General features: G+C 71.0%; 26 protein-coding genes and 1 pseudogene. 8 read left to right on the forward strand and 19 right to left on the reverse strand.

Translation table 11 applies throughout. The features are described 5' to 3' along the window. Window positions 1-37 precede the first annotated feature (37 nt). Window positions 38-943: a 30S ribosomal protein S2 gene (gene rpsB / locus ACQBAS_RS08640; protein ID WP_427383394.1), complete on the reverse strand. Its 906-nt coding sequence runs from the start codon at window positions 941-943 to the stop codon at window positions 38-40. A gap of 273 nt (window positions 944-1,216) precedes the next feature. Between rpsB and ACQBAS_RS08645 the strand changes: the two genes are divergently transcribed. From ACQBAS_RS08645 to ACQBAS_RS08675, 7 genes are all read left to right on the forward strand, one after another. Continuing rightward, window positions 1,217-2,419, forward strand: a complete 1,203-nt coding sequence (locus ACQBAS_RS08645) for a pyridoxal phosphate-dependent aminotransferase (protein ID WP_427383395.1) — start codon at window positions 1,217-1,219, stop codon at window positions 2,417-2,419. Between the two features lie 140 nt (window positions 2,420-2,559). Beyond that, on the forward strand, window positions 2,560-3,849 hold the full coding sequence (locus ACQBAS_RS08650; protein WP_427383396.1) for an extracellular solute-binding protein: 1,290 nt from the start codon (window positions 2,560-2,562) through the stop codon (window positions 3,847-3,849). Window positions 3,850-3,910: 61 nt separating this feature from the next. Continuing rightward, window positions 3,911-4,873 (forward strand): carbohydrate ABC transporter permease, encoded by a 963-nt coding sequence (locus ACQBAS_RS08655; protein ID WP_427383397.1) that lies wholly within the window; start codon window positions 3,911-3,913, stop codon window positions 4,871-4,873. Continuing rightward, window positions 4,870-5,700: a carbohydrate ABC transporter permease gene (locus tag ACQBAS_RS08660; RefSeq protein WP_427383398.1), complete on the forward strand. Its 831-nt coding sequence runs from the start codon at window positions 4,870-4,872 to the stop codon at window positions 5,698-5,700. The genes ACQBAS_RS08655 and ACQBAS_RS08660 overlap by 4 nt, the downstream gene beginning before the upstream one ends. Continuing rightward, the gene (locus tag ACQBAS_RS08665; protein WP_427383399.1) at window positions 5,697-7,178 is read left to right on the forward strand and encodes a GH1 family beta-glucosidase; all 1,482 of its coding nucleotides are present in this window, start codon (window positions 5,697-5,699) and stop codon (window positions 7,176-7,178) included. The genes ACQBAS_RS08660 and ACQBAS_RS08665 overlap by 4 nt, the downstream gene beginning before the upstream one ends. Next, on the forward strand, window positions 7,175-8,203 hold the full coding sequence (locus tag ACQBAS_RS08670) for a LacI family DNA-binding transcriptional regulator (protein ID WP_427383400.1): 1,029 nt from the start codon (window positions 7,175-7,177) through the stop codon (window positions 8,201-8,203). The genes ACQBAS_RS08665 and ACQBAS_RS08670 overlap by 4 nt, the downstream gene beginning before the upstream one ends. A 129-nt stretch (window positions 8,204-8,332) precedes the next feature. Further along, the gene (locus ACQBAS_RS08675; protein WP_427383401.1) at window positions 8,333-8,869 is read left to right on the forward strand and encodes a murein hydrolase activator EnvC family protein; all 537 of its coding nucleotides are present in this window, start codon (window positions 8,333-8,335) and stop codon (window positions 8,867-8,869) included. Here the strand turns inward: ACQBAS_RS08675 and ACQBAS_RS08680 are convergent. From ACQBAS_RS08680 to ACQBAS_RS08750, 15 genes and pseudogenes are all read right to left on the reverse strand, one after another. Then, entirely contained in the window at window positions 8,827-9,693 is an 867-nt protein-coding gene (locus ACQBAS_RS08680) for a DUF3152 domain-containing protein (protein ID WP_427383402.1), read from the reverse strand. The genes ACQBAS_RS08675 and ACQBAS_RS08680 overlap by 43 nt on opposite strands. Further along, entirely contained in the window at window positions 9,686-10,639 is a 954-nt protein-coding gene (locus ACQBAS_RS08685; RefSeq protein ID WP_427383403.1) for a tyrosine recombinase XerC, read from the reverse strand. The genes ACQBAS_RS08680 and ACQBAS_RS08685 overlap by 8 nt, the downstream gene beginning before the upstream one ends. A gap of 57 nt (window positions 10,640-10,696) precedes the next feature. Then, a complete protein-coding gene (gene dprA, locus ACQBAS_RS08690) occupies window positions 10,697-11,800 on the reverse strand; it encodes a DNA-processing protein DprA (protein ID WP_427383404.1) in 1,104 nt (367 codons plus the stop codon). Further along, the gene (locus tag ACQBAS_RS08695; protein ID WP_427383405.1) at window positions 11,797-13,350 is read right to left on the reverse strand and encodes a YifB family Mg chelatase-like AAA ATPase; all 1,554 of its coding nucleotides are present in this window, start codon (window positions 13,348-13,350) and stop codon (window positions 11,797-11,799) included. Before ACQBAS_RS08695 ends, dprA begins: the two co-directional genes overlap by 4 nt. Beyond that, entirely contained in the window at window positions 13,347-13,778 is a 432-nt protein-coding gene (locus tag ACQBAS_RS08700; RefSeq protein WP_427383406.1) for a YraN family protein, read from the reverse strand. Before ACQBAS_RS08700 ends, ACQBAS_RS08695 begins: the two co-directional genes overlap by 4 nt. Before the next feature lie 104 nt (window positions 13,779-13,882). Beyond that, window positions 13,883-14,197 carry a DUF2469 domain-containing protein gene (locus ACQBAS_RS08705; protein ID WP_427383407.1) on the reverse strand — a complete coding sequence of 105 codons (315 nt, stop codon included), beginning with the start codon at window positions 14,195-14,197 and terminating at the stop codon, window positions 13,883-13,885. After that, window positions 14,194-14,967, reverse strand: coding sequence for a ribonuclease HII (locus tag ACQBAS_RS08710; protein WP_427383408.1), 774 nt, complete (start codon window positions 14,965-14,967; stop codon window positions 14,194-14,196). The genes ACQBAS_RS08705 and ACQBAS_RS08710 overlap by 4 nt, the downstream gene beginning before the upstream one ends. Before the next feature lie 4 nt (window positions 14,968-14,971). After that, window positions 14,972-15,691: a signal peptidase I gene (gene lepB / locus ACQBAS_RS08715; RefSeq protein WP_427383409.1), complete on the reverse strand. Its 720-nt coding sequence runs from the start codon at window positions 15,689-15,691 to the stop codon at window positions 14,972-14,974. A 212-nt stretch (window positions 15,692-15,903) separates the two neighbouring features. Next, window positions 15,904-16,689 carry a signal peptidase I gene (gene lepB, locus ACQBAS_RS08720; protein WP_427383410.1) on the reverse strand — a complete coding sequence of 262 codons (786 nt, stop codon included), beginning with the start codon at window positions 16,687-16,689 and terminating at the stop codon, window positions 15,904-15,906. A 37-nt stretch (window positions 16,690-16,726) separates the two neighbouring features. Then, the gene (gene rplS / locus ACQBAS_RS08725; protein WP_427383411.1) at window positions 16,727-17,080 is read right to left on the reverse strand and encodes a 50S ribosomal protein L19; all 354 of its coding nucleotides are present in this window, start codon (window positions 17,078-17,080) and stop codon (window positions 16,727-16,729) included. A 190-nt stretch (window positions 17,081-17,270) separates the two neighbouring features. Beyond that, complete coding sequence (trmD, locus tag ACQBAS_RS08730) at window positions 17,271-18,470, reverse strand: tRNA (guanosine(37)-N1)-methyltransferase TrmD (RefSeq protein WP_427383412.1); 1,200 nt, start codon at window positions 18,468-18,470, stop codon at window positions 17,271-17,273. Between the two features lies 1 nt (window position 18,471). After that, window positions 18,472-19,008, reverse strand: coding sequence for a ribosome maturation factor RimM (gene rimM / locus ACQBAS_RS08735; RefSeq protein WP_427383413.1), 537 nt, complete (start codon window positions 19,006-19,008; stop codon window positions 18,472-18,474). Window positions 19,009-19,118: 110 nt separating this feature from the next. Beyond that, window positions 19,119-19,361, reverse strand: coding sequence for an RNA-binding protein (locus ACQBAS_RS08740; RefSeq protein ID WP_427383414.1), 243 nt, complete (start codon window positions 19,359-19,361; stop codon window positions 19,119-19,121). A 224-nt stretch (window positions 19,362-19,585) separates the two neighbouring features. Continuing rightward, a pseudogene (rpsP, locus tag ACQBAS_RS08745) lies at window positions 19,586-20,035 on the reverse strand (30S ribosomal protein S16); the annotation flags it as partial. 180 nt (window positions 20,036-20,215) lie between these two features. Further along, window positions 20,216-20,680, reverse strand: a complete 465-nt coding sequence (locus tag ACQBAS_RS08750; protein WP_427383415.1) for an RrF2 family transcriptional regulator — start codon at window positions 20,678-20,680, stop codon at window positions 20,216-20,218. A gap of 131 nt (window positions 20,681-20,811) precedes the next feature. Between ACQBAS_RS08750 and ACQBAS_RS08755 the strand changes: the two genes are divergently transcribed. Continuing rightward, window positions 20,812-21,735 carry a sulfite exporter TauE/SafE family protein gene (locus ACQBAS_RS08755; RefSeq protein ID WP_427383416.1) on the forward strand — a complete coding sequence of 308 codons (924 nt, stop codon included), beginning with the start codon at window positions 20,812-20,814 and terminating at the stop codon, window positions 21,733-21,735. 42 nt (window positions 21,736-21,777) lie between these two features. On the opposite strand, the gene ACQBAS_RS08760 is transcribed toward ACQBAS_RS08755, so the two are convergent. From ACQBAS_RS08760 to ACQBAS_RS08770, 3 genes are read right to left on the reverse strand one after another with little or no spacing between them, the layout of a single operon-like run. Then, window positions 21,778-22,869: an amidohydrolase family protein gene (locus ACQBAS_RS08760; protein WP_427383417.1), complete on the reverse strand. Its 1,092-nt coding sequence runs from the start codon at window positions 22,867-22,869 to the stop codon at window positions 21,778-21,780. A 22-nt stretch (window positions 22,870-22,891) separates the two neighbouring features. Continuing rightward, complete coding sequence (locus ACQBAS_RS08765; protein WP_427383418.1) at window positions 22,892-23,731, reverse strand: class I SAM-dependent methyltransferase; 840 nt, start codon at window positions 23,729-23,731, stop codon at window positions 22,892-22,894. A 55-nt stretch (window positions 23,732-23,786) separates the two neighbouring features. Continuing rightward, complete coding sequence (locus ACQBAS_RS08770; protein WP_427383419.1) at window positions 23,787-24,605, reverse strand: alpha/beta fold hydrolase; 819 nt, start codon at window positions 24,603-24,605, stop codon at window positions 23,787-23,789. Between the last annotated feature and the right edge of the window lie 7 nt (window positions 24,606-24,612).

Here is a 24,612-nt window from a genome sequence, read left to right on the forward strand (position 1 = left end):
TTCGCTCTTTCCTGGTGGAAGGGACAGAAGGTGCGGATCAGGCCTGGGCGTCGGCGTCGGCCGCGGGGGCCTCGGCAGCAGCCTCGACGGCGGGGGCCTCGGGGGCCTCCGTGGCGTCGGCGGCAGGCGTCTCACCGGCGGCCGGGGCGACAGCCTCGGCGGTGTCGGCGGCCTGGCCCTCGAGGAGCTCGCGCTCCCACTCGGCCATGGGCTCGTCGCCCGTGCCCTCGGCCTCGGCACCCGTCTTCGCGCCGGAGCGGGACATCAGACCGTCCGCGACGGCGTCGGCGATGACGCGGGTGAGGAGGGCGACGGAGCGGATGGCGTCGTCGTTGCCCGGGATCTTGTAGTCGACCTCGTCGGGGTCACAGTTCGTGTCGAGGATCGCGATGACCGGCAGACCCAGCTTGCGAGCCTCGTCGACCGCGAGGTGCTCCTTCTTGGTGTCGACGATCCACACGGCGGAGGGGACCTTCGCCATGTCGCGGATGCCGCCCAGCGTCTTCGAGAGCTTGTCCTTCTCGCGACGAAGGATGAGGAGCTCCTTCTTGGTGTAGCCGGATCCGGCCACGGTGTCGAAGTCCAGCTCCTCGAGCTCCTTGAGGCGCGTGAGGCGCTTGGAGATCGTCTGGAAGTTGGTGAGCATGCCACCGAGCCAGCGGTGGTTCACGTAGGGCATGCCGACGCGCGTCGCCTGCTCGGCGATGGGCTCCTGGGCCTGCTTCTTCGTGCCGACGAAGAGGATCGTGCCGCCGTGCGACACGGTCTCGCGGACGAACTCGTACGCGTTGTTGATGTAGGTCAGCGACTGCTGCAGGTCGATGATGTAGATGCCATTGCGCTCGGTCATGATGAAGCGCTTCATCTTGGGGTTCCAGCGACGGGTCTGGTGCCCGAAGTGGACGCCGCTCTCGAGGAGCTGGCGCATGGTGACGACGGCCATGCCGAATGTCTCCTTGTGTCGTGGTTGTCAGTTGATTTGCCGGCGCGATCGTTGAGGATCGACACCTGCCCTGGCGCCTGCACGCACCCCGCCCGCCGCGACCGAGGTCGCTCTGGGACTGCCGTGGTGCGTCCCGCCTTCGGAGTGCTCTCGTCAGGCGGTGGGAAGACGCGCGAATTTGGTTCCGTGTGCAGATGCACACGTCACCGCCCGCCATGCTACGCGGGCAGCGGCCCAGCGGCCTAATCCGTGCCGTCCCCTACCCTCGGACAGATGAGCGCCCAGGAGGACCCCATCCCGCTGGTCGAACGGATGCGCGACTTCGGCACGACCGTCTTCGCCGAGATGACCCAACGCGCCCTGCAGTTCGACGCCGTCAACCTCGGCCAGGGGTTCCCCGACACCGACGGGCCACCCGAGGTGCTCGAGGCGGCCATCGCCGCGATCCGCGAGGGCCTCAACCAGTACCCGCCGGCGACCGGCATGCCGGTGCTGCGCGAGGCCGTCGCGGAGCACCAGGCCCGCTTCCACGGACTGGATGTGGACCCCGCGGACGTGTTGATCACCGTCGGCGCGACGGAGGCCATCGCCGCGAGCATCCTCGCGCTCGTCGAGCCCGGGGACGAGGTCGTCACCTTCGAGCCCTGGTACGACTCCTATGCGGCGTCGATCGCCCTCGCGGGCGGGGTCCACCGGGCGGTGCCGCTGCGCTTCCCCGACCTGTCCTTCTCCCCCGAGGACCTGCGGGCCGCCTTCGGTCCCCGCACGAAGATGGTGTTGATCAACACCCCGCACAACCCCACCGGGAAAGTGTTCCGCCGCGACGAGCTCGCCCTCATCGCGTCGGTCGCGCGCGAGCACGGCGCCTGGATCGTCGCGGACGAGGTCTACGAGCACCTCACCTACGACGGGCACGAGCACGTGTCCGTCGCCACGCTGCCCGATGCCGCGGGTCGCGCCCTCACCATCTCCTCGGGAGCCAAGACGTTCTCGACGACCGGCTGGAAGGTGGGCTGGGTCCACGGCCCCACCGAGGCCATCCGCGCCATCGCGACCATCAAGCAGTTCGTCACCTTCGCCGGCTCGGCCCCCTTCCAGCCCGCCATCGCCGCCGGCCTCCGCCTGGGAGACGACTTCTACGACGGGCTCCGCGCCGGCATGCAGGCCAAGCGCGACATCCTCGTCGAGGCACTGACCGACGCGGGGATGACCGTCTCGCCCTGTCAGGGCACGTACTTCGTCATCGCCGACACCGCCCCGCTGGGCGTCGTCGACGCCGTCGACTTCTGTCGGCGCCTGCCCGAGGAGGTCGGCGTCGTCGGGGTCCCCGTGTCCGCGTTCGTCGCCGACCGGGAGCGGGTGGCGAGCCTCGTCCGGTTCGCGTTCTGCAAGCGCGACGACGTCCTGCGAGACGGCGCGGAGCGGCTCGGTCGCCTCGTGGCAGCCCCACCACCGCACCCCGCAGGCCGCGGGTAACGGAAGGGTAACGAGGCCGTCGACCCGATTGACGGCCCATCAGCCAGGTCGCATTCTGCTTGTGAGAGCGCTCTCACCAGCCGATCATTCGAAGATGAGAGCGCTCCCATTCTTCCCGGGTCGAGACCAAAGGAGCTCTCATGACCACCAGATCCAACCGCCTCACGATGCTTGCCGCCGCCTCCGTCGGGCTCATTGCCCTCACGGCCTGCGGTGGCTCCGGTGATGGCGACAGCCCCGCCGCCACCACCACCGGCACCGAGCCGGTCACGCTCACGCTCGCGACCTTCAACCAGTTCGGCTACGACGAACTGATCAAGGAGTACGAGAAGGAGCACACCAACGTCACCATCACGCACAAGAAGGCGGCGACGTCGAACGAAGCCCGCGACAACCTCAACACGCGCCTGGCCGCCGGCAGCGGCCTCTCGGACATCGAGGCCGTCGAGGTGGACTGGCTCGCCGAGCTCATGCAGTACTCGAGCAAGTTCACCGACCTCAGCAACGACGACGTCGCAGGTCGCTGGCTCGACTGGAAGGCCGCGGCGGCCACCGACGCCGACGGCCGCCTCATCGGCTACGGCACGGACAGCGGCCCCGAGGCCATCTGCTACCGCGGAGACCTCTTCGAGAAGGCCGGACTCCCCTCCGACCGTGAGGAGGTCGCGACCCTCCTCGGCGACTCATGGGAGTCCTACTTCGAGGCCGGCAAGACGTTCAGCGCCAAGTCCGACGTCCCGTGGTTCGACTCCCTGGGTGCCACGTACCAGGGGATGATCAACCAGATCGAGTCCACCTACGAGATGGAGGACGGCACGGTCATCGCCACGGACAACCCCGAGGTCCGCAAGACCTTCGACGCCGTCGTGGCGGCCGGCATCGACGACGGCCTCTCGGCCAAGCTGCAGCAGTGGAGCCCCGACTGGACGAAGTCCTTCACCAAGGACGGCTTCGCGACCATGCTCTGCCCCGGCTGGATGGTCGGCGTCATCGAGGGCAACGCCAAGGGCGTCAAGGGCTGGGACGTGGCCAACACCTTCCCCGGCGGTGGCGGCAACTGGGGCGGGTCGTACCTGACCGTCCCGACGCAGAGCAAGCACCCGGCCGAGGCGCGGGCCCTGGCCGAGTGGCTCACCGCCCCCGAGCAACAGGTCAAGGCGTTCGTCGAGGTCGGGGCCTTCCCGAGCCAGACCGAGGCCCTCGAGAGTGAGGACCTGGCCGCCGTGACGTCGGCCTTCCTCAACGATGCCCCGACCGGCGAGATCTTCGCCGAGCGGGCCAAGGCCGTCACCGTCGCACCGTTCAAGGGACCGAAGTACTTCCCGATCAACGACGCGATGCAGCAGGCGCTCACCCGCATCGAGGACGGGTCGATGACCCCCGACAAGTCCTGGGACCGGTTCGTCAAGGACGTCGAAGCACTGGGCTGACCCGCCCCCTTCCGGCCCGGCGGTCCGCGACGGACCGCCGGGCACCACCCCTTTGAAGGAGATGTCAGTGCTGGTGACGAGCACCCGGTCGGAGCCTCCGCCTCCGGCCCCCCGGCGGACCCTCGGCCAACGCCTCGGCCGCTGGGACACCACCATCTCCCCCTACCTCTACGTCTCGCCGTTCTTCATCGTCTTCGGCATCGTCGGAGCGTTCCCGTTGCTCTACACGGCCTACGTGTCGCTGCACGAGTGGAACCTCATCGGCGGCCAGGGCGCCTTCGTCGGGCTGGACAACTACCGGAACGTCCTCGGTCAGGAGTACTTCTGGGGCAGCCTGCGCAACACCCTGAGCATCTTCCTGCTCTCGAGCGTGCCGCAGGTCGTCTTCGCGCTGCTCATCGCCGCCGCCCTCGACGCGGACCTGCGTGCCCGCACGTGGTGGCGGATGGGCGTGCTCGTGCCCTACGTCATCGCGCCCGTCGCCGTCGCCCTCATCTTCAACGACCTTTTCGGCGACCGGTACGGCCTCATCAACCAGGGGCTGGGCGCGCTCGGCTTCGACCCCGTGCACTGGCACCGTGACAAGCTCCCCAGCCACCTCGCCATCGCGACGATGGTCAACTTCCGCTGGACCGGCTACAACGCCCTGATCTTCCTCGCCGCCATGCAGGCCATTCCCCGCGACTACTACGAGGCGGCCGCGATCGACGGCGCCGGACGCCTGCGCCAGTTCCTCTCGATCACGATCCCGTCGCTGCGAGCCACGATCATCTTCGTCGTCATCACCTCGACCATCGGCGGCCTCCAGATCTTCGACGAGCCGCGCATGTTCGACCAGTACGGCAAGGGCGGGGCCGATCGGCAGTGGCAGACGCTGACGCTCTACCTCTACGACATCGGTTGGGGTCAGAAGGACTTCGGGATGGCGTCCGCCGTCGCCTGGCTGCTCTTCCTGCTCATCGTGCTGATCGGGATCCTCAACTTCCTCCTCATTCGCCGGATCGCCTCGAAGGACTCCCGATGACCCCCGCCCGGCGTGCCACCGGCGCCCGCCCCGCCTACCTCTTCCTCATCGTCGTGCTGCTCGCGTCGTTCTTCCCGCTGTGGTGGTCCTTCGTCATCGGCAGCAAGGACGCCGCGGCGATCAACAGCACCGACGTCTCCCTCCTGCCCGGCGGCAACTTCCTCGCCAACGCCCGCGCCGTCGTCGACGCGGTCCCCTTCTGGAAGGCGATGGGCAACAGCATCATGGTCTCCACGGTCGTCTCGCTCGCCGTCGTGCTCATCTCGACGCTGGCCGGATTCGCCTTCGCCAAACTGCCCTTCCGCGGTCGCTCGTTCCTCCTGCTCGCCGTCATCGCCACGATGGCCGTCCCGACCCAGCTGGGCATCGTCCCTCTCTTCATCGTCATGTCCGAGCTCGGCTGGGTCGGCAGCCTCGGGGCCGTCATCCTGCCGTCGCTCGCGAGCGCCTTCGGCGTCTTCTGGATGACGCAGTACCTCGGGGAGGCCCTACCGGACGAGCTGGTCGACGCCGCCCGCGTCGACGGCGCCTCGGTCCTGCGGACCTTCTGGTCCGTCGCCCTGCCCGCGGCCCGTCCCGGCGCCGCGATGCTCGGGCTCTTCACCTTCATCATGACGTGGACGAACTTCTTCTGGCCCTTCATCGTCCTCGACCCCGGCAACCCGACGCTGCCGGTGGCGCTGCAACAGCTCCAGGCCGCGCACTACGTCGACTACTCGCTCGTCCTCGCCGGAGTCGTCCTCGCCGCGATCCCGCTACTCATCGTCTTCGCCGTCGCCGGCCGACAACTCGTCGCCGGCATCATGCAAGGAGCAGTCAAGGGATGACCACGCCCACCACCCCCGCCCCCGCGTCCCGCACCGACGCCCCGCTCCACCGCGAGACCCGGCCCGTGCCCGCGGAGCTCGTCCTCGGCGTCGCCACGGCCGCCTTCCAGATCGAGGGGGCGACCCATGAGGACGGGCGCACCGACTCCATCTGGGACACGTTCTGCCGTGTCCCCGGAGCGGTCGTCGGTGGTGACACGGGCGACGTCGCCTGCGATCACTACCACCGCTACCGCGAAGACGTCGCCCTGATGGCGTCGCTCGGGATCCAGACCTACCGCTTCTCGACGTCGTGGGCCCGGGTGTGCCCCGACGGCGGGCCCGTCAACGAGGCCGGCCTCGACTTCTACGAGCGGCTCGTCGACGAACTCCTGGCGGCCGGCATCACCCCGTGGCTCACGCTCTATCACTGGGACCTACCGGCGGCGTTGCAGGAGGACGGCGGATGGACCAACCGCGCCGTCGTCGACCGCTTCGTCGACTACGCCCTCGCCGTCCACGACCGACTCGGCGGCAAGATCCGCACGTGGACCACGCTCAACGAGCCGTGGTGCTCCGCCTTCCTCGGGTACACCGGCGGCGAACACGCCCCCGGCGGGGGGTCCCCGGCGGACGGCGTCGTCGCCGCACATCACCTGCTTCTGGCCCACGGTCGGGTCATCGCGGCCCTGCGCGAGCGCGACCCGTCCTTGAGGCTCGGACTCACCCTCAACCACACCGTCCCCGACCCGGTCGACCCCGATGACCCCCGCGACGTCGAGGCGGCCCGCCGGATCGACGCCCAGATGAACCGGGTCTTCCTCGACCCCATCTTCCGCGGCGCCTATCCGACCGACTACCTCGAGGACGTCGCCGGACTGGGGCTCGAGAGCGCCGTCCGACCGGGCGACCTCGACATCATCGCCACCCCCATCGACGTCCTCGGCGTCAACTACTACCAGGGCGAGGCCGTCAGCCACCGCCCGCCGACCGAGTCCGTCGCGGCGGTCCCCGCGACCACCCGACCGACGCGCTCGCCGATGCCGGCCGCACCGGATTCCCATCGGCACCCGCGAGAGCTGGCGACGACCGCGATGGGTTGGGAGATCCAACCCGAGGGGCTCACCCGTCTCCTGCAGCGGCTGCACGAGGAGTACTCGGGCCCGGCCGGGGTGGACCTCTACGTCACCGAGAACGGGGCCGCCTTCGACGACGCACCCGACGCCGACGGCGCCGTCGACGACACGGGTCGCCGGGACTTCCTGCGCGCGCACCTCGCGGCGGTGCTCGATGCCATCGACGCGGGTGTCCCCGTGCACGGCTACTTCTACTGGTCACTCATGGACAATTTCGAGTGGGCGTGGGGCTACGCGAAACGCTTCGGTATCGTCCGAGTCGACTACGCGACGCAGGTACGCACCCCCAAGGCCAGCGCGCTCGACTACGCCCGGACCATCCGCGACCGGCGACTGCCGCTGGGAGGCGACCTCACGCCATGACCACGAGCCCGACGAGTGCGGTCGGGCGACCCACCCTCGAGGAGGTCGCCCGGGTCGCCGGCGTCTCCCGCGCGACGGTGTCACGGGTGATCAACGACTCCCCACGAGTGCGTCCCGAGGTCGTCGAGGCCGTCGAGCGCGCGATCCGCGAACTCAACTACGTCCCGAACCGGGCCGCCCGCTCCCTCGCCGTGCGCGCCACGATGGCGATCGCCCTCGTGGTGCCGGAGGACGCGCATCGCTTCTTCGGCGACCCGTACTTCGCCGACGTCGTCCAGGGCATCAGCGACCGCCTGGACGACAGCGACTACGTGCTCAATCTCCAGCTCGCGCATCCGTCCACGCCCTCGGAGAAGACCCGGCGCTATCTGCTCGGCGGCAATGTCGACGGCGCCCTCGTCGTCTCGCACCACTCGGGTGACCACTTCCTCGCCTCCCTCGGCCAGTCCATGCCCGTCGTCTTCGGCGGGCGCCCGCTGGGCGAGCTCGCGAACCCCGCAGACCACTACGTCGACGTCGACAACCGGGCCGGTGGCCGGACGGCCACGGAACACCTCATCGGCCTCGGACGCCGGGCCATCGCGACGATCGCCGGCCCGAACGACATGCCCGCTGCCGTCGACCGCGAGGCCGGGTGGCGCGACGCCATGGAGGCGGCGGGGCTGGCCACCGCGCGGGTCCAGCGCGGCGACTTCACCGAGGCGGGCGGCATCCGCGCCGCCCTGGCCCTGCTCGACGAGCACCCCGAGACCGATGCCATCTTCATCGCCAGCGATCTGATGGCCAGCGGCGCCGCGATGGCACTCGCCGAGCGCGGTCTGAGGGTGCCGGACGACGTGGCCATCGTCGGCTACGACAACAGCAGGTACGCCACCCGGGGCCCGGTCGGGCTGACCACCATCGCCCAGCCCGCCCGACGGATGGGCGTCGTCATGGCCGACACCCTCCTCCGGCTGCTCGCGGGGGAACACGTCGAGCACGCCACGATGCTGTCGACGTCCCTCGTGGTGCGTGACTCCACCTGACCCGCCGAGGGGTACCGGAGCGCTTGGGTCGGGACGGCGTCGTCCCCAACGAGGCCGGGACTCCCCCGACCGTCCACAACCGGTACCGATCGGCGACCCAGGCGGGTGTCGGAGCGGACGATCGGGGTCATGAGCACCTCGTCCTTCCTCGTGTGGGTCATCGCCCTGGCCCAGGCCGCCTCGCTCGCGATCGGCACCGACGGCACACGGTGGGCCTGGCCCCTGACACCGACGCCCGACGTGGTCCGCCGCTTCGATGCCCCGGACGGTCCCTACGGTCGCGGGCACCGTGGCGTCGACCTGTCGGCGCGGGTCGCTCAGCCGGTCATGGCCGTGGCCGTCGGTCGGGTGACCCACGTGGGCCGCATCGCCGGGCGATGGACGGTCAGCGTGACTCACCCGAGCGGCATCCGCAGCACCTATGAGCCGGTCACCCCCTCCGTGCGACGCGGTGACGTCGTGGGGCGCGGAACGAAGCTGGGCACGATCTCGAGCGATCCGGGGCACTGTGCTCCCGCCACCTGCCTGCACCTGGGCGCACGACGGGGCCGGACGTACCTCGATCCGCTGAGCCTGTTCGGACGCCGCCGGGTGGTGCTTCTTCCCTTGGGGTCCGCCCTCACTCAGCCCGCGTTCTCGACGTCGGGCGAGGGTCGTGCGGGGTAGGGCCAAGGCGTGCATCGCTCCAGCCGGAGGGTCTGCTGGAGCATGACGGGGGCGGCACGCCCGATGCCCGCGCACGAGGCATGCCCATGGCCGAAACTGTGGCCGACCTCGTGGTTGATGAGGTAAACCCGATAGGCCGCGAGCCGCCCCGAGTAGGTACTGACGCCTTGCTGCCACCGTTTGGCGTTGATGACCGCCCGTCCCTGGTGGAAGCACGACACCTCGCCGAAGGTGTCGGCGGGGAAGCAGAGCCGGTCCGTGAGCGTGGGACTGGCGAGCGTGATGCGCAGGTCGACGTCGGCTCCGCGCTCCCGTTCCTGCGGCGTCACGTGGACGAAGTGCACGTCCTCGACGGGCTCCCAGCCACGGCGGTCGATGAGGGCCTCCCGCACGACGCGGACGAAGGTCGCGGTATCGACCTTGAGACGGCCTTCCGTCTCGACGGTGTAGCGGACGGTCCGCCCCTGCCGACGGGAGTCCTTCCCCGGCACGTCGAGAGGGCGGACGGTGCCGTTGCCCGACTGCGGGACGCGCACACCGGCCCGATCCGACACCACCCCGCCGGCGCCCTCGGTCGGCGACGCGGACGGGGTCCGACTCGTGCTCGACGAGCTCGGTTCCGCCACGGGCGTGGCGGCGTCCGCCGGCGCCTTCGTCGATGTGGTCGTGGGTGCGCTGGCGGCGTCCCCGTCGGCCCCGCCGCGGACGAGGTCGGGAACGACGTTGATGAGCACCGCGAGCACAACGAGGGCGAGGAGGCCTGCCGCCACCTGCCGCCGGCGGACCACGGGCGACATCCGGGGTGTGCGACGGGCGTCAGGCACGCGGGTGCGCCTGTTCGAAGGAGCGCTTGAGCCGCTCGACGGAGACGTGCGTGTAGAGCTGGGTGGTCGCCAGCGAGGCGTGGCCGAGCAACTCCTGGACCATCCTCAGATCGGCTCCGCCATCGAGCAGGTGCGTCGCTGCGCTGTGGCGCAGGCCGTGCGGTCCGATGTCCGGGGCGTCGGGGACGTGCCGGAGCAGGTCGTGCAGCGCCGACCGGATCTGACGCTGGTCGACTCGGCGCCCGCGGCGACCGAGCAGCAGCGCCGGCCCGCTGGCGTCGGTGACGAGTCGGGGACGTCCCTCCCCCAGCCAGCGTTCGACGGCCTTCGCAGCGGGCACGCCGAAGGGGACCATGCGCTCTTTCGCCCCCTTGCCGAGCACGCGCACGACCCGGGTCCCAAGGTCCACGTCGTCGATGTCCAGACCGGTGAGCTCACCCACGCGGATCCCGGTGGCATAGAGCAGTTCGAGGGCCGCGAGGTCGCGCAGGTGGACCGGGTCCTCGTCATCGGCGGCCACGGTCGCGACGTCGAGGACGGCGCCGGCGTCCTCGTGCGTGAGCACCTGTGGCAGGTGGGCTGCGCGCTTGGCGCTGGCGAGGCGCAATGTCGGGTCGACGTCGACGCGACCGGTTCGTAGCGCCCACGCGAAGAAGGTGCGGAGGGAGGCGGAGCGTCGCGCGACGGTGGAACGGGCGGCACCAGACCGGGCGAGGTGTCCGAGCCAGGCACGCAACTGTGCCAGGCGGATGTCGCGCAGCGTCTCGACGCCCTCGTCCTCGGCGATCCAGGCCAGGGCCAACTCGACGTCGCGACGGTAGGCGCGGATGGTGTGCTCGGAGCGGGCCCGCTCGGACCGAAGGTGGCGCGCGAACGCGTCGACGACCGCCTCCAGATCCTCGCTCGTGTGGGCCACGTCCCCACGCTTCCAAACGCGGCACCCCATGGCAACCTGCCACGCACGGGGCGGGTGGTCGGATTTGTCGCCTTCGGGGTGGGGCACTCACCGGCCGATGCTCGAGCGCCGCCACCCCCGATCGGTCCGCATGGCGAATCCGAGGTCCTCGAGCTGCCCCACCAGGGTGATCACCCTGGTCAAGGCATACGTCGTGCCCTCGCTCAGGTCTCCGAGTGTGGCGTCGGTGCGAACCCTGAGGTGGTCATGGACCACCCGCTGCTCCGTCGTCAGGGCGTCGAGGTCCGTGGCCACGCTGAGTTCCTCGACCGTGTCCGTGCCGAACTCCCCGACGAGGTCGGCGACCTCGTCGGCTCCCGTGACGAGCACCGCCATGCCGGATCGGATGAGTTGGTGGCAGCCGGCCGAGACCATGCTCGTGACCGGCCCCGGCACGGCTCCGACGACCCTGCCGAGCCGGTCCGCGGTGGCCGCGGTGTTCTTGGACCCGGAGCGGATGCCGGCCTCGACGACCACGGTGCCGCGCGTCATGGCCGCGATGAGTCGGTTGCGCAGGAGGAACCGGTGGCGCAGTGCCGCGTAGCCCAGGGGCGCCTCCGACACGACGACCCCGCCGTCGGCGATCGCCGTTAACAGGCGGTCGTGGGCCGCGGGATAGGCCCGGTCCACGCCACAGGCGAGGACCGCGACCGTGGGTGCCTCCGCGGCGAGCGCGCCCTCGTGCGCGGCCGCGTCGATGCCGAAGGCCGCGCCCGAGAAGACCGTGAAGCCGCGCCGCGCCATCCCGGCCGCGAGCTCGCTCGCCGTGAGTCGGCCCGTCGCGGTTGCGGCCCGTGCCCCGACGAGGGCGACGCTGCGAGCGGCCAATGTCGCGAGGTGCCCCGAGCCCCGGAGCCACAGGCAGTGTGGGGGCGTGTCGAGGTCATCGAGCCCGGCGGGCCATTCGGCATCGCCGGGGATGACGACGCGACCACCGAGTTGTGTGAGGTTGCGCAGGTCCCGCTCGGCGTCCAACTGGTCCAGTCTGGTGCGAAACCCTCCGGCTCCCGGCAGCGTGTCGGATCGGAGCGCGGCGAGGGCGCCCACGTGTCCCTTGTCCCGCACCCACCCGGCCACACGTTGATCGCCCGGCTCACCGAGGCGGGACCAGTCGATGCGAGCACGTCGCTCCTGCGCCAGCGGATCGCTCATGCCGCAGACTCCTCGAGCGAACGCATGGCGTGGGCGAGGATGAGGTCGTCCCGGCTGGGCACCTCGCGCCCCGAGAGGTCGGCGCACGTCCACCCGAGTCGCAGCACGCGATCGTAGCCACGCAGGCTCAGATGTCCCCGATCCAGCGCTCCGTCCAGATCCCGGGTCACCGCCGAGGGCAGGCGCCAGGGCGCCCGGCGCAGGACAGATCCGGGCACGCGCGAGTTGAGTGACCAGCCGTGCTCCACCCACCGGGCCGCGGCCGCCGCGCGGGCCGTCACGACCCGCGCCGCCACGACCGCACTGGACTCCCCCACGGTCGCCGACATGCTCGCCCGCGTCACGGGCGGGACCTGCACCTGGACGTCGACCCGGTCGATCAGCGGCCCGGAGAGCTTGGCCTGGTAGTTGCGCCGGACCAGCGCGCTGCACCGACACGCCAGGCCACGACCGTAGCCCTGACCGCACGGGCAGGGGTTGGCCGCGAGCACGAGCTGGAAGGCGGCCGGGAAGCTGACATTGACCCGCGCCCGGGCGAGCACGATCCGCCCCGACTCGAGCGGTTGTCGCAGCGCCTGGAGCGCCGAGGGTTTGAACTCGGCCGCCTCGTCGAGGAAGAGGACGCCGCTGTGGGCCTGGGTGATGGCACCGGGGCGCATCGTGCCCGATCCCCCGCCGATGATCGCCGGCACGGAGGCGCTGTGATGCGGCGCGACGAAGGGTGGTGTCCGATCGAGGCCGGCATCGGCCGGCACGAGACCCAGCAGGGATCGCACCGCGAGCACCTGCAGTGCGGCCTCCCGGTCGAGCGGGGGCAGGATCGTCACGAGCCGCTCCGCCAACATCGTCTTGCCACCGCCGGGCGGCCCCGACAGGAGCAGGTGGTGTCCCCCGGCCGCCGCCAACTCCAGGGCTGCGCGCGCCTCCGGCTGACCCGCGACGTCGGCGAGGTCCGGCACGTGATTCGTCGGCGCCGGTTCCCCCGCGGTCATGCCGACGGCGTCGGTGAGGTGTCCCCCGCGGCGGTGCGCACGCCGGTAGTCGGCCAGCAGCCCGGCGAGGTCCGGGAAGGCGTGCACGCTGACCCCGTCGACGAGCATGGCCTCGGCGGCGTTCGCCTCGGGCACGACGACGTGGCGGGTCCCCGCCCGGGCCGCGGCGAGGACGGCCGGCAGGACCCCCTGCACCGGGCGGATCCGGCCGTCGAGTCCGAGCTCCCCCAGGTGAACGACCTCGCGGGCGAGCTCCTGCGGGATCCGCGAGCGCGCGGCCAGCACCGCGATCGCGATCCCGAGGTCGAAGATCGTGCCCTGCTTCGGGATGGACGCGGGCGAGAGGTTGACGATGATCCGGTGGTTGCCGACCGCCTCACCGGCCGCGGCCGAGGCGGCCTTGACCCGCTCCGGCGCCTGCCCGCAGGCCGCGTCCGGCAGGCCCCCGATGGAGAAGTGCGGCAGCCCCTGACTGACGTGGGCCTCGACGTCGACGAGAGCCCCCTCGAGGCCGGTCAGGGCCACGCACCGGGTCATCCCGAGGCCGGTCCCGCTCATGACTGCACCCCGCGCAGATGGGTCAGCAGCGGCGGACCGTCCGGACGGATGAGGATCCCGACGACGTCGATCCGCAGGTCCGCGGCGTAGACGTCGTGCGTGGTCAGCCACGCGAGCGCCAGACGCCGCAGTCGGGCGAGCTTGACCCGGGTGACGCCTTCGACCGGATCGCCGAAGGCCGTGCTCGTGCGCGTCTTGACCTCGCACACCACGAGGCATTCGCCGTCGAGTGCGACGAGGTCGATCTCGCCCTGAGGGCAGCGCCAGTTGCGATCCACGACCTCGAGGCCGCTCTCGGTCAGGTACTGCGCGGCGAGGTCCTCCCCGCGATCCCCCAGCAGTCGTCGCGGGTCCCGATCCGGTGGTGGGCCATCGCCCTCACCTGCCGCGGCCGTCGTCCTGGGTGATGTCTCGTGTTCCGTGTCCATGTGTCCTCCTGGGACCCATGGAAGGTGATCGGGCGACCGGCCACCGGCCGCCCGGCGCGCCTGTGGACTCCGTCAGCCCGATGCGGTGGGCTGGGGACGAACGCTCAGCTGAGCCCCTTCGGCACCTGGAGATCACTCTTGGCGAGCTCCTCGACGTTGACGTCCTTGAACGTCACGACGCGCACCGACTTCGCGAACCGGGCGGGACGGTAGATGTCCCAGACCCAGGCGTCCTCCATCGTGACGTCGAAGTAGACCTCGCCGCCGTCGCTGCGTACCTTCACGTCGACCGAGTTGGCGAGGTAGAACCGCCGCTCCGTCTCGATGACGTGGGTGAAGAGGTGCACCACATCGCGGTACTCGCGATAGAGCGCCAGCTCCATCTCGGTCTCGTACTTCTCAAGGTCCTCGGAGCTCATCGCCGTGGATCCACTCCGTTCTGGGACATGTCGGCCGCGTGGTGGACGACCCCATCATGCATCACTCCCGGAAGGCGCCAGGAGCGGCGGTGCAGCTCCGACGGCCCGTGCTCCCGCAGTGCCGCCATGTGTGCCTCGGCGGCGTAACCCTTGTTCTCGTCCCACTGGTAGCTCGGGTGGTCCGCGGCGTGGGCGACCATCAGGGCATCGCGCTCGACCTTCGCCAGGACGCTCGCCGCGGCCACCGAGGAGCAGCGCATGTCGGCCTTGACCAGCGTCGTCACGGGTGGGGTCGTCGGCCCGTCGCCGGCGAACGCGAACAGGCCGACCTCGTCCGGGGACGTCAACCAGTCGTGGTTGCCGTCGAGGATGACGAGGTCGATGGGGACCTCGATGGCGTCGAGCGCGCGGATGCCGGCCAATCGCAGCGCGGCCATGATCCCGACCTCGTCGATCTCCGCGGCGGAGGCGTGACCCACCGCGTGCGCCACGGCCCACCGCCGGATCCGCGGCACCATCGCCGTCCGGTTCGCCGGGGTGAGGAGCTTGCTGTCCCGCGTGCCGGTCGGGGCGCTGCGCACGGTCTCGTCGATGACGACGACGCCCACGCTGACGGGCCCGGCCAGGGCGCCCCGGCCGACCTCGTCCATGCCGGCGAGGACGCGGTGCCCGTCGCGTTGGAGTTGCCGCTCGAGACGGAGGTTGGGGCTGCGGGAGGCCTTGCTCGCTCGCCGCACCCCGGAGGTGGCGGGGATCGTCGGAGTGCTCACGCCGTCACGACCCGTCGGTCTCGGGCTCCCCGCTCGGCGTGGCACGACCGAGGGTGATGACCCCGGCGGCGGGCACCTTCGTGAAGGTGTCCGGGTGGTCGCCGAGGCGTGTCCAGCGATCGATCGGCCACACGAGCGCCTCGGCCTTGCCCACGACGAGGCTGATCGGGACGGAGCCGTCGGACCCGTTGCCCGACGGGTCGTGGAATCGGGAGTCCGAGCTGTCGCCGCGGTTGTCGCCCATGACCCAGAGCTCGCCCTGCGGCACCGTGATCGAGAAGTCCGACTCGCTGGGCTTCTGACCGTCCTTGACGTAGGGCTCGTCGACGGAGACCCCGTTGACCATGAGACGACCCTTGTCGTCACAGCACTCGACCTTGTCACCGGGCAAGCCGATGACGCGCTTGATCAGGTGCCCCTCGGACGTGTCCGGATAGAGGCCGACGAAGGTGAGTGCCTTGCGGACGCCGTTCATCACCGGTCCGGCGTCGGTCACGGGGGTCGGCGGGAGCCAGTCGCCGGGATCGGCGAAGACGACGACGTCACCGCGCTGGAGCGGGAAGGGGCCGGGCGTCAGCTTGCTGACGATGACCCGGTCGTTCTTGACGAGCGTGCTCTCCATCGACTCGGACGGGATGAAGAACGGCTGGATCAGGAAGGTCTTGACGACGAAGGACAACGTGATCGCCATGGCGGCCACGAGGACGAACTCCTTGATCGCCACGGCCAGGCGCCCGGCTGCCGAACGGGGAGGTTGCGGGGCGACGCCACGGGACCCACCTGACAGCACGTCCTGCTCCCCTCGTGGGGCCATCGCGGGCCCATCGGTCGAATCGATCACGCCATTGTCCGGCACGGGAGCCTCTCCTGAGCGCATCGGGGTGGCCCGTGCGCGTGTCGGCTCGGCGCTGGCCGCACCGGCGGGGTGGGTGGGTGTCACGATCGGGGTCCTCCGCCGACGTCGACGTGGTCGATGCCGCCGATGCGATCCAGGGGCCAGTAGAAGTAGGTCGCTCGCCCGACGACGTCGTCGAAGGGGATCTGTCCGCCGCCCGGGCCGCCCAGATGGGCGCGCGAGTCGGCGGAGTTGCCGCGGTTGTCGCCGAGGACGAACAGCCGCTCCGGGCGGACGAGCACGTCGAACTTCTGCAGGCTCGGCTCGGTCTCGGGCGCGAGGTAGGGCTCGGTGATCGGCTCGCCGTTGACGGTGATCGCCCCGCCCTTGTCGCAACAGACGACGCGGTCTCCGGGGAGACCGACCACTCGCTTGATGTAGTCGCTCCGGCCGAAGCCGAGCGAGAAGGTGGAGGCGAACCCGGCGATCCGGCTGGCCGGCGCGGCCGACGCCCCCGCATTGTCGGCGGCGAAGGTGTCCGTCCCGTCGAAGACGATGATGTCGCCGCGGCGCAGGTCGTCCCCGGAGACGAGCTTGTTCACGATGACGCGGTCCCCGGGCAGGATGGTCGGCTCCATCGACCCGGACGGCACGTAGAACGACTGCACGAGCAGCGTCCGCACCAGCGCCATCACGACGAAGGCGATGAGGAGCTGGCCGAAGAAGCCGCTGAAGAAGCCCGGCCGCCGGGCACCGCGGTGCCGACCGTTCTCCTTCGCCGGAGTCCCGTTCGCCGTCGCGTTCTCGCCTGCGGAGCGACGCGACACGGCCGCCGCCGAGGATTCGGCAGCGGCCGTGTCGTGAGGTTCGGGCGGAGTGGGTGACATCGAGTCGATGCTACCCGCGGGCCCTGTCAGAACGTGATCAGTTGCTGGGGTCGCGACGCTCGCGGATGCGAGCAGCCTTACCGCGCAGGTCACGCAGGTAGTACAGCTTGGCGCGACGCACGTCACCGCGGGTCGCGACCTCGATCTTCTCGATCACCGGGGTGTGGAGCGGGAAGGTGCGCTCCACCCCGACGCCGAAGGAGACCTTGCGGACCGTGAAGGTCTCGCCGATGCCGCCGCCGTGGCGACGGATGACGACGCCCTGGAACATCTGGACGCGGGAACGCGTGCCCTCGATGACCTTGACGTGGACCTTGACGGTGTCGCCGGCGCGGAACTCGGGGATGTCGTCCCGGAGGCTGGCCTTGTCGATGGCGTCGAAACGCTGCATGACTGATTCGCTTTCTTGCCGGCGCCACAGGTCGCCCGCGGATGTGTGATCTGCATGGAGTGCGTGTCGGCTGCCGCATGCGCGGGGACGAACCCCTCGCACATCCCCCTGTGGCGGGGGCAGTGGTGAACCGGACGCAAGGATCAAGTCTGCCAGAGCACGGCCCGGCGGCGAAATCCGCGCGGTGGTGTCAGCGCCGCTTGCGCAGATCCACGGTGCCGGGCAGCGCGCCCTCGCCCGGGACGGGGCGATAGCCGGCGCGGCGGAACGCCTTCAACGCCCGCGCCCGGTCGGCGCCCGTGGTGATCCAGTAGGAGCGCACGTCGGAGGGTGCCTGCTCCTCGACGAGGGCCATGAGCGACTGGCCGAGACCGCGTCCGCGCAGGTCGTGGACGACCATGAGCCGCTCCATCTGCCACACCGTCGCGTCCTTCGGGTCGCGGCGGGCACGGATGGTCGCGATGAGCCGCCCCCCGGACCGGGCGATCCAGGTCGTCCACTCGGCGCGGGCCGCGAGCAGGTCGTCGGCCGTCTCCGCGATGGCCTCCCCCTCTCCCCCGGGCACCTCGGTCCAGCAGGCTCGCTGGAGCACGGCCAGTTCGGCGGCGTCCGCGGGTCCGGCCACGGCCACGTCGAGCCCGGCGAGCGGGTGATCCGCGGACAGCGCGCCGGAGGGGTGGAGGAGGTCCGGGCGGCGCGCGGCCGTGCGCTCCAGCCGCTGCTGGTGCCGCCACGTGGCGATGCGCCCATGGTCACCGCTCAGCAGCACGGACGGGACCTCGTGAGCGCGCTCGCCATAGGTCCACGTGGCCGGCTTGGTGTAGACGGGGTATTCGAGCAGCCCGTCCTCGTGCGACTCCTCGACGAGGGACTCCTCGTTGCCGATGACGCCCGGCACGAGGCGGGCGATGGCCTCGACCATCGCGAGGACGGCGACCTCACCCCCATTGAGCACGTAGTCACCGAGCGAGATGATCCGCACGTCGAGCCCGAGATCGTCACGCGCGTGGTCGTAGACGCGCTCGTCGATGCCCTCGTAGCGACCGCAGGCGAAGGCGAGCCACGGCTCCTGGGCCAGCTCGCGCGCGAGCGGCTGGCTGAAACGCTCCCCACCCGGGCCGGGCACGATGAGCACGGGGCGCTCCGCCCCTCCGCTCCGTCCGGCCTCGAGCACGTGGGACAGGGCCTCGCTCCAGGGCTGGGGCTTCATGACCATCCCGGCGCCGCCGCCGTAGGGCGTGTCGTCCACCGTGCGGTGGCGGTCGTGGGTGAAGTCGCGCAGGTCGTGGACCGCGAGATCGATGAGGCCGTCGGTGCGGGCCTTGCCGATCAGCGAGAGGTCGAGCGGAGCCAGGTACTCCGGGAAGATCGACACGACGTCGAGGCGCATGTCAGCCCTCCCGACCGAGGTCGAGGAGCCCGGGAGGCGCGTCGACGACGACCCGGCCGCCCTCGGGGTCGACCTCCGGCACGATCGCCTCGACGAAGGGGACGAGCGCCTCGGTGCCGTCGGCCAGGGCGAGCACGAGTCGATCCTGCGCCGGCCCGGTCTCGAGCCCGACGACCTCGCCGAGGTGCTCTCCCGCCGGAGTGACCGCTTCGAGGCCCACGAGGTCCTCTTCAAACCAGGCGTCGTCCTCGTCGTCGTCGGTCTCGTCGTCGAGCAGCAGCCGCGTGCCGCGCAGGCCCTCGGCTCCGGTCCGGTCCGGGATGCCGTCGAAGCCGAGGAGCCAGGTCTTCTGGTGCAGGCGGGCGCTCGTGAGGGTCAGCTCGCGCGGCACCCCGGTCCCGGGCTCGGCTTCGGTGACGAAGGTCGTGCCCGGCACGAAGCGCTCGGCGGGATTGTCCGTGTGCAATTGGACGGTGACCTCACCGCGCAATCCGTGGGGGCGGCCGATCCGGGCAACGACGTGGGACTCGACAGGCATGGCACCAAACGGTAGAGGGTGGAGGGCCGGCGACGGCCCGGATGTGGTGGCTGACACGACGTCGCCCCCGGGACCGTTCGGTCCCGGGGGCGACGTCTGGGGCGTCAGCGTCAGCGAACGCGATCCGTGTCGACGATGTCGATGCGGATGCTTTGCCCGCCGGCGAGGGCGCTCATGACGGTGCGCAGGGCGCTGGCCGTCCGGCCCGAGCGGCCGATGACCCGGCCGAGGTCATCGGGGTGAACCCGGACCTCCAGCACGGAGCCGCGGCGCAGGTCCTTCTCCCGGACCACGACGTCGTCCTTGTGGTCGACGATCCCGGTCACGAGGTGCTCGAGCGCTTCGTCCAGCACGGTCAGGCCCCGGCCTTGGTGAAGCCCGCCTTCTCGGCGTCCTCGGCGGTCTTGAACCAGACCTCGGCAATGGTCTGCTCGAACCACTGGCCGTCCGGCTCGTGGAACTTCATCGAGTCCGTGTTGCCCTTGATGGTGTAGCCCTCGGGAGCGGCGCCGCCCTCAAGTGCCGCAGCGGCACCCTCGGGAAGGTCGGCCACTGCGGCGGGAGCCTCGGCCGCGGGGGCCTCGGTCTCAGCAGCGGCGGGGGCCTCGGTCTCGGCGGCAGGCTTCTCGGCCTTCTTCTCGGCCTTCTTCTTCGCGGTCGTGGCGGGCGCGTCAGCACCCTCCTTGCCGGCGGCGGCGAGAGCAGCCTCGTAGAGGGACTGCTTGCTCGGCTTGGGCTCCTTGACCTTGAGGGTGCCCTCGGCACCGGCCTCGCCCTTGAACTTCTGCCAGTCACCGGTGACCTTGAGCAGGGCCTCGACGGCCTCGGTGGGCTGGGCGCCCTGACCGAGCCAGTACTGGGCGCGCTCGGAGTCGATGTCGATGAGCGACGGCTCCTCGGTCGGGTGGTACTTGCCGATCTCCTCGATGGCACGACCATCGCGCTTGACGCGGGAGTCCATGACGACGACGCGGTAGTAGGGCGCGCGGATCTTGCCCAGGCGCTTCAGACGAATCTTGACGGCCACGTTTGTGGTGTCTCCTGTTTCTGGATTGGGCGAGCGCGCAACGGTTCCCAGGTGGGGAAACACACGGGAGCCGGTCGGCGCTCTGTGATTGGACGCACCCGCTCGGGAGAGAGGGGCCCGGGCGGACGGGTACAGCCGATCATTCTGCCAGATGGCGCGAGGTTCCTCGAACCCGGCAGGTCAGCGGTTCCGCCACGCGTCCGGTGCCGCGGCGAGTGCGGCGACGTGCGGCGGCAGGTCACCCGTCCGCAACTGCTCGAGGGACGTCTCGTCGAGCACCGATCGCAGACTGGCCCGGACCGCGACCCAGATGGTGGGCAGGTGCGTGGCCGCGCCGGAGTAGGCGGTGTCGTGCGGTCGCAGCCCCCGCACCTCGGCCAGCGGCCCGTCCACCGCGCGGAAGATCGTCCCCAGGGCGATCTCGCTGGCCGGCTGACTCAGGGCGTATCCCCCGTGGGCGCCGCGGGTGCTGCTCACGAGCCCGGCCCGGCGAAGGTCGGCCACGATCGCCTCGAGGAACTTCCTCGGCAGCTCCTGCTCGTGCGCGAGCGCCCCCACCGACAGCGGCCCCTGCCCCTCGTGCGCGGCGGTCGCGAGTTGAAGCATGGCGCGCACCGCGTAATCCGTCTTGGCCGAGATGTCCACGGCGCCATCATGGCCCACATCCTGAGACATAACGTGGCGTTACTTGATCCATTAGGAATGTTACGGCTTTAATCCTACTCAACCACTCGGAGTTCCGGCTCCGCCACCCTTCGTCATCAACGGAGCCCCTCATGCGCAAACTTGTCCTCCTCGCCCTGGTGGGCCTGGGTGCCCAGCTCGTCGACGGCAGCCTGGGCATGGCCTACGGCGTCACGTCGACGACCCTGCTCCTCTTCATCGGCACGAACCCCGCCGCGGCATCAGCGACGGTGCACCTCGCGGAGATCGGCACGACGCTGGCCTCCGGCGCCGCGCACTGGAAGTTCGGCAACGTCGACTGGCCGGTGGTGTTCAAGATCGGCCTCCCCGGCGGCGTCGGAGCCTTCGCCGGGGCGACCTTCCTCTCGTCCCTCGACACCGAGGTGGCCAAGCCCCTCATGGCCCTGGTGCTCCTCGTCCTCGGCGCCTACGTCCTGATCCGCTTCACCGTGGCCGGACTCCGGACGGACCGCCTCGGCCAGCCGCTGCGTCGGCGCTTCCTCGCCCCGCTGGGCCTCTTCGCCGGCTTCGTCGACGCGACGGGCGGCGGCGGCTGGGGACCCGTGGGCACGCCGGCCATCCTGGCCAGCGGCCGGCTCGAGCCGCGGAAGGTGATCGGCTCGATCGACACCAGCGAGTTCATCGTCTCGGTCGCGGCCAGCATCGGCTTCCTCCTCGCCCTCGGTGGGCAGGGCATCGATGCCTCCTGGGTGGCCGCGCTCCTGCTCGGCGGTCTCATTGCCGCCCCGATCGCCGCGTGGCTCGTGCGGCACGTGCCCCCGCGTGTCCTCGGATCCGCTGTCGGCGGGATCATCGTCGTGACGAACGCCCGCACCCTGCTGCGCAGCGACTGGATCAACGCGAGCGACACCGCCGCCTGGACGACGTACGCCGTCCTCTACCTCGTGTGGGCCGCTGCCGTCGCCTGGTCGGTGCGCGCCTGGCGTGCCGAGTCGCAGCTGGCGACGCAGGACGCGGCAGCCCAGACGGACGCCGAGGTGGCCGCGGCTCGCTGACCCGAGCGACGAGCAGCACACCCGACGTCGCAGACACCAGCGTCAGCGCACGACGCGGCCCCGGAGCACGATGTGCTTCGGGGCCGCGAGCGTTGCCACGTCCACTCGCGGGTCGGCCTCGAGCACGAGCAGGTCGGCGTCCTCCCCCTCGTCCAGGCCGGGGCGCCCCAGCCAGGACCGGGCCGACCACGTTGCGGCGTCGAGCGCCTCGGTCGGGGTCAGGCCGGCCTGGACGAGCAGCGCACATTCCTGGGCGACGAGTCCATGCGGGAGCGCCCCACCCGCGTCGGTGCCGACGTAGATCGGGACACCGAGGGCGTGGGCGGCGGCGACCGTCTCGAGGCGGCGGGCGTGCAGATCGAGCATGTGCCGGTGGTAGTCGGGGAACTTCTCGCGCGCGGGCTCCGCGATCGCGGGGAAGGTCTCGATGTTGACCAGCGTCGGGACGATGGCGATGCCCTGCTCCGCGAAGATGCGGGTCGTCTCGTCGTCGAGCCCCGTGGCGTGCTCGATGCAGTCGGTGCCCGCCTCGGCGAAGTCGCGCAGCGACTGCTCGCCGAAGCAGTGCGCGGTGACGCGAGCCCCTTCCTCGTGCGCGGCGGCGATGGCCTCCGTGAGGACGTCCACCGGCCAACACGGCACCAGGTCACCCACCTCCCGGTCGATCCAGTCGCCGACGAGCTTGACCCAGCCGTCGCCGGCCCGAGCCTCGGCCCGCACCCGAGAGACGAGCTGCTCCGGCTCGACCTCGTGCGCGAAGTTGCGGATGTAGCGCCTCGGGCGGGCGATGTGGCGGCCCGCCCGGATGATCTTGGGCAGGTCGTCCCGCTCGTCGATCCAGTGGGTGTCCGCAGGTGATCCGGCGTCCCGGATGAGGAGCGTCCCGTTGTCGCGGTCAGCCAGCGCCTGACTCTCCGCCGTCGCGTCGTCGACGGCCCCGTGGGCGTCGAGCCCGACGTGGCAGTGCGCGTCGACGAGGCCCGGGATCACCCACCCGTCGACGTCCTGGACGCTCGCTCCCGGCGTGGTCGGGCGCTCGAACGTCACCCGACCGCCGACGACCCACATCTCGTCCCGGACGTCCTCCGGGCCCACGAGAATCCGCCCACGCACATGCAGCACTGCATCAGCCATGGGTCGACCCTAGAGGCTTGGGTCAGGCCGTGGGCCGATCCCCGAGGGTGTGGCGGATGTCCTGCCACACCTCGAAGTCACCCGTGGGTGACCGGACCTGCTCGAGGTGGTCCGCGACCCGGGCCCGCAGCCCGTCGAGCTCCTCGGGCGGGATGTTGGCCCACATGGCCCGCTGCCCGGTGCCGCGAGACATGGCCTCCCAGCGCTCGACGCTGTCGATCCGGATGGGCAGCCGGAGGGTCACCGTGCGCACCTGGTCTGCGCCAGCGCCCGCGAGGAGTCGCTCCATGCCCTCGTCGGAGGCGAAGGGGCTGTCGGCTCCCACCACCCGGGGGTCGCGCAGCTGGGGCGGGAGCCACGGGCGGAACTCGTCGTCCACGGCCTCGTAGACGGGGTGACGGGCACCGAACGTCGCCAACCCGATCCGGCCACCGGGCGCCAGGAGCTGGACCCAACGTGCCAACGCCGCGGCGGGCTCCGGGAGGAAGAAGAGGACGAGCGAGGAGGCCACGACGTCGAAGTCGCCCTCCGGCAGTCCGGGTTCGGCCACGTCGGCGAGCCGCAGATCGACCTCGAGACCCTCCCGCTCGACAGCCTCGCGAGCGTGGGCCAGCATCCTCGAGCTGATGTCGAGACCGACGACCCGTCCGCCCGGGCGGACGGCCCGAGCCAGCGGAAGGGTGGCCGCGCCCCGGCCACAGCCGAGGTCGGCAACCCGCTCGCCGGGCACGGGCGCCAGTGTGTCCACCAGGCCCTGCGCGATCGGCTCGAAGAACGCCACGCCGCTCTGGTCGTAGTCGTCGGCGACGGCGTCGAACAGGGCGGCTGCGCCGGGGCGTTCCGGCGACGGGGTGGCGGTCATGCCCACAGTGTCCGCGCCTGGTGGCCACGCCACGCGGAAACGAGAAAGTCGGCGATCAGGCGGTGGAGTCGTCGCGCGCGACCACTCGGCGCAGCACATCGATGACGACCTGCGGCGCGTCGGAGTGGACCCAGTGCGAGGCCCCCTTCACCGTCAGCTGGCGCACCTTGGGGAAGAACTGCCGCATCGTCGGGCCGTCCTCGGGCTTGATGTAGCGCGACTCCCCTCCGGCGATCCAGAGCACGGGACCCGGGTAGGGCTCAACGGCCTCCGGCGCGTACGGCCAGTCGGCGATCAGCGAGCCGCTCCCCTTTGCGGCGTCGGCGGCGAAGAGGTCGAGGTTGGCCTGCCAACGCCACGTGTCGCCCTCGTGCCGCAGGTTCTGCAGGAGGAAGGCCTTGACCCCCGGGTCGGACTCGTCGAAGCGTGCCTCGGCATCGGCCCGGTTGCCCAACTCGGGCAGCGGCAAGGCCCTCATCTCGTCCATGTAGCCGGTGAAGCGATCGAGGTTCCCGTAGTTCCTCGGGGCGATGTCGACGACCACCAGCCCGGACACCAACGAGGGCTCGGTGAGCGCCATGGCCATGGCGACCTTGCCGCCGAGGGAGTGACCGACCACGGTCCACGGCCCCGGGTCGATGCCGCGCAACGTGGCGACGACGGCGGTGGCGTAGGCGTCGAAGGAGAACTCGGTCGACCACGGGCTGCGACCGTGGTCGGGCAGGTCGACGAGCGTGCAGCGCGCGGCGTCACCGTCGGGCCCGGCGAGCGCCTTCGCGATGGTCGCCCAGTTGCGGCCTTGACCGAAGAGTCCGTGCAGGAAGGCGACGCGCGGTCCCGCCGTGCCCACCGAGAGGGTGTGCAACGGGCGCACGCCCGCC

Source organism: Janibacter zhaoxuefangae (assembly GCF_050271985.1).
Classification (GTDB): Bacteria; Actinomycetota; Actinomycetes; order Actinomycetales; family Dermatophilaceae.

Coding starts and splice junctions, on each gene's coding strand:
- ACQBAS_RS08705 (WP_427383407.1), bottom strand. CDS start 14,197: ATGAGCTCCGAGGACCTTGAGAAGTACGAGACCGAGATGGAGCTGGCG.
- ACQBAS_RS08695 (WP_427383405.1), bottom strand. CDS start 13,350: ATGAGCGGGACCGGCCTCGGGATGACCCGGTGCGTGGCCCTGACCGGC.
- ACQBAS_RS08645 (WP_427383395.1), top strand. CDS start 1,217: ATGAGCGCCCAGGAGGACCCCATCCCGCTGGTCGAACGGATGCGCGAC.
- rplS (WP_427383411.1), bottom strand. CDS start 17,080: ATGCAGCGTTTCGACGCCATCGACAAGGCCAGCCTCCGGGACGACATC.
- ACQBAS_RS08755 (WP_427383416.1), top strand. CDS start 20,812: ATGCGCAAACTTGTCCTCCTCGCCCTGGTGGGCCTGGGTGCCCAGCTC.
- ACQBAS_RS08675 (WP_427383401.1), top strand. CDS start 8,333: ATGAGCACCTCGTCCTTCCTCGTGTGGGTCATCGCCCTGGCCCAGGCC.
- ACQBAS_RS08660 (WP_427383398.1), top strand. CDS start 4,870: ATGACCCCCGCCCGGCGTGCCACCGGCGCCCGCCCCGCCTACCTCTTC.
- ACQBAS_RS08700 (WP_427383406.1), bottom strand. CDS start 13,778: ATGGACACGGAACACGAGACATCACCCAGGACGACGGCCGCGGCAGGT.
- dprA (WP_427383404.1), bottom strand. CDS start 11,800: ATGAGCGATCCGCTGGCGCAGGAGCGACGTGCTCGCATCGACTGGTCC.
- ACQBAS_RS08760 (WP_427383417.1), bottom strand. CDS start 22,869: ATGGCTGATGCAGTGCTGCATGTGCGTGGGCGGATTCTCGTGGGCCCG.
- trmD (WP_427383412.1), bottom strand. CDS start 18,470: ATGCGCCTCGACGTCGTGTCGATCTTCCCGGAGTACCTGGCTCCGCTC.
- rpsB (WP_427383394.1), bottom strand. CDS start 943: ATGGCCGTCGTCACCATGCGCCAGCTCCTCGAGAGCGGCGTCCACTTC.
- ACQBAS_RS08665 (WP_427383399.1), top strand. CDS start 5,697: ATGACCACGCCCACCACCCCCGCCCCCGCGTCCCGCACCGACGCCCCG.
- ACQBAS_RS08650 (WP_427383396.1), top strand. CDS start 2,560: ATGACCACCAGATCCAACCGCCTCACGATGCTTGCCGCCGCCTCCGTC.
- rimM (WP_427383413.1), bottom strand. CDS start 19,008: ATGCCTGTCGAGTCCCACGTCGTTGCCCGGATCGGCCGCCCCCACGGA.
- ACQBAS_RS08765 (WP_427383418.1), bottom strand. CDS start 23,731: ATGACCGCCACCCCGTCGCCGGAACGCCCCGGCGCAGCCGCCCTGTTC.
- ACQBAS_RS08655 (WP_427383397.1), top strand. CDS start 3,911: ATGTCAGTGCTGGTGACGAGCACCCGGTCGGAGCCTCCGCCTCCGGCC.
- lepB (WP_427383410.1), bottom strand. CDS start 16,689: ATGTCACCCACTCCGCCCGAACCTCACGACACGGCCGCTGCCGAATCC.
- ACQBAS_RS08685 (WP_427383403.1), bottom strand. CDS start 10,639: ATGGGGTGCCGCGTTTGGAAGCGTGGGGACGTGGCCCACACGAGCGAG.
- ACQBAS_RS08670 (WP_427383400.1), top strand. CDS start 7,175: ATGACCACGAGCCCGACGAGTGCGGTCGGGCGACCCACCCTCGAGGAG.